General features: G+C 64.3%; 1 protein-coding gene. It reads right to left on the bottom strand.

Annotation, left to right across the window (positions count from 1 at the left end; translation table 11 throughout):
• Positions 1–70: 70 nt before the first annotated feature.
• The coding region (locus tag AU197_RS19405) for a condensation domain-containing protein (protein ID WP_156434484.1) at positions 71–2,961 on the bottom strand (2,891 nt) is incomplete at its 5' end.

The following is a 2,961-nucleotide window of genomic DNA, read 5'->3' as shown; positions in this document are numbered from 1 at the left end:
CATCGCGTGGGAAGCCGTCGATGCCAGCGGATGGTCAGAAAGCCGATTGGATGAAGCCATCCGAGCCGCATCACGGCGCACTGATCGCCACACACATCGTCGTCTCCGTCGGGCCATAAGCATTAACCATCACCCGACCCCGCGCCCACCGATCCACCACCTGCGCCGGACACGCCTCACCCACCACCACCAACGACACCGACTCCAACCCCTCCACACCCAAAACCCCCACCGCAGAAGGAGTCTGAGTCAAAACACAACCATCCTGGCTGCGTAACACAGCCTGGAAGTCATCGGGCGACCCGACCACCGATTCGGCTACCACCAGCACCCGCCCGCCACTGAGAAGAGCGCCGAAGATCTCCCACACCGACACATCAAAAGCCAACGAATGACTGTGGGTCCACACGCGCCCCGCCCCGAACTCGACGTCGCGCGAACTCAACAACTGCGTCACGTTGCTATGGGTGACCCCCACCGCTTTGGGCACACCCGTCGTACCCGAGGTATAGATCAAATACGCGATGTCTTCACCTCGCGGCGTCGGCAACGCGGCGGCATGTTGGGCGGTGGTCGCTTGATCATCGGTGTCGACGATCTGCACGTCGTGACCGTCCAACCGTAGCCGCAGATCCGCCGTAGTGATGACCACCACCGGCGCGGAATCGTCGAGGATGAAGCCGATCCGATCCGCGGGCAACCCCGGATCGATCGGCACGTACGACGCGCCGGTCTTGAGCACCCCCAGTATCGCCACAATCGCATCCGCCGACCGCGGCACCAACAGCCCCACACACTCACCGGGTCCTGCGCCTCGGCTGATCAGCAAGTGCGCCAATCTATTCGAGGCTTCATCGAGGTTCCGATAAGACATATCGCGGTCTGCGCCGCTGACCGCGATCGCTTCTGGCGCGCGGAGCGCGTGTTCGGCGAACAACTCCGGAATCGACCGGTCAGATGCCGTACGCGTCAGCACGGCGCGATTACTGAGTTCGTGAATTCGGGTGCGCTCAGAAGCATCCAACAGATCCACGGTTGAGAGCCGCCGGTCCGGGTCGGCGGTCATCGCCACCAGGATTCGCTCGAGCCGCCCGATCAAGGTTTCGATGCTCGCCGCATCGAACACGTCGGTACGGAACTCCACCAGTCCGCATATCCCCGCCGGCTCGGCCGTACCGGTGAAATTTTCGGCCAGTGAAAACGTGAGGTCCATACGGGCAGTTCGAGTGTGAACCGGAATCGTGGTGGCCCTCAGATTCCCCATGTGGGTCACTACGGGTTCGTTCCTCTGCCAGGCCAGCGCGACCTGTATCAGGGGGTGGTGCGCGAGGTTTCGGGCCGGATTGAGTCGCTCCACCAACACCTCGAAGGGCACATCCTGATGCTCGTAAGCAGCCAAGCAGCGCCGGCGCACCTGAGCCAACAACTCCCCCACCGTCAGATCCGCACCCACATCCACCCGCAACACCAACGTGTTGACGAAAAACCCCACCAGATCATCCAGCGCCGGATCACCCCGACCAGCCACCGGAAAACCCACCGCCACATCACGACCCGCACCGACCCTCGCCAACAACACCGCCAACGCAGCCTGCACCACCATGAAACTGGTCGCATTGAACTCCCGCGCCAGCGTCGCGATCTGTTCCTGCAACGGTGCCGGCCAATTCACAAGGACGCTGGCACCGTCATGGTCGGCCACCGCGGGATAGGGCCGATCGGTCGGCAATGGCAGTCGTTCGGCCAACCCGCCCAGCTGCTGTTCCCAGTACGCCAACTGTTCAGCGATGGGACTGGCGGGGTCGGTCACTTCACCCAGCTGGGCGCGTTGCCACAGTGTGTAGTCGGCGTATTGCACTGCCAACGGCGTCCAGTCCGGCACGAGTCCCGCGCACCGCCGGGCATAAGCCACACCCAGGTCTTTCATCAAGCGAGGCATCGACCACCCGTCGGCGGCAATATGGTGCACCACGGCCGCCAGTACGTGCTCGTCGTCGGCGAGGCGGAAAAGCCCTACATGTAGGGGCCTCTCGGTGGCCAGGTCGAACGTTCGGCGTGCCACCGCGCCGATCGCCTCATCCAATCGGCTTTCTGACCACCCGCTGGCATCGACGGCGTTCCAACCGAAGTCGGCATGCTCGGACGGCACGACCACCTGCTGCGGAATTCCGTCGGGAGCGGCCACCAGAGTACGCAGGCTCTCGTGGCGGGCCACCACATCGGTCAGCGCGGCCCGCAACGCTTGCGCGTCCAGGGGCCCGCTCAGCCGTAACGCGGCGACAACGTTGTAAACCGGTGACGGACCGTGCAACTGATCCAGGAACCACAACCGCTGCTGAGCAAATGACAGTGGCACCGCCGCCGGCCGCTCCGAGGGAACCAACCTCGGCCGTCCACCCGGAGCGTTCCCGGTGCGCCCGGCCAACCGGGTGACCGTTGGCGCCTCGAAAAGCTCTCGCACCGAAATATGGGCATCCAATGCGCTGTTGACAGCGGCGGTCGCTCGCATCGCCAACAGCGAATCCCCGCCGAGGTCGAAGAACGAGTCGTCGACTCCCACGCGGTCGACACCCAGCACACGGGCGAAGATGCCGGCGATGATCTCCTCCGCGGCGCTGCTCGGCGTCCGGTATTGGCCCGCCTGGTATTCGGGTGCCGGCAGGGAGCGGGTGTCGATTTTGCCGCTGACCGTCAGTGGCAGCGCCTCGATCAACACCACCGCCGAGGGCACCATATAGGACGGCAGACGACCGGCCAGCTGCGCACGCACGGCAGACGGCTCAGCTGTCCCGGTGATGTAACCCACCAGACGCTTGTCACCGCGACGGTCCTCACGCACAACCACCGCCGCCTGAACCACCCCATCCAATCGCGCCAACACAGACTGAATCTCACCGCTCCCGGCGTAAATCGAGCCGGCCCGGTCGTTGAAGTAGCGCAACGGTGCGACCGCCTGCCAGG

Origin of the sequence: Mycobacterium sp. IS-1590 (assembly GCF_001500025.1) — a bacterium.
GTDB lineage: Bacteria > Actinomycetota > Actinomycetes > Mycobacteriales > Mycobacteriaceae > Mycobacterium.
This window is presented reverse-complemented; position numbering and strand designations above follow the sequence as displayed.